The organism is Stenotrophomonas sp. A3_2, assembly GCF_036624925.1.
GTDB classification, from domain to species: Bacteria; Pseudomonadota; Gammaproteobacteria; order Xanthomonadales; family Xanthomonadaceae; genus Stenotrophomonas; species Stenotrophomonas hibiscicola.
Window position 1 is genome coordinate 1 of the sequence record NZ_JAZKVY010000332.1, and the last position, 325, is coordinate 325.

The 325-nt window shown below is 59.1% G+C and carries 1 protein-coding gene; it reads right to left on the reverse strand.

Annotated elements, in window-relative coordinates:
* A partial coding sequence (locus R5H29_RS15780; RefSeq protein WP_332329435.1) for an efflux RND transporter permease subunit occupies nt 1–325 on the reverse strand: 325 nt, incomplete at both ends.

Here is a 325-nt window from a genome sequence, read left to right on the forward strand (position 1 = left end):
GGAAGAAAATCCGCGCATCGGGAATTTGATTGAGTTCGGGCGCATACGCACGCTCAAATTCGGTGCTGGTCTGCTTGCGGTCCTTGCGCAGCGTCAGGAATACGTTCGCGTTGCCGACATTGATGCTGGTAAAGGCATTGTCGACCTCTGGCGCGCGTTCGATAAGGTGGGTGACGCGTTCGGCAACCGCGCGGGTTTCATCCAGCGTGGCGCCCGGCGCGAGCTGAATGCTGATCTGGCTGAAATCCTGGTTCAACTTGGGCTGAAACGTCAGCGGAATAGCGGGCAGCACGCCGGGCAATCCGGCAAAGGCAATGATCGTGGC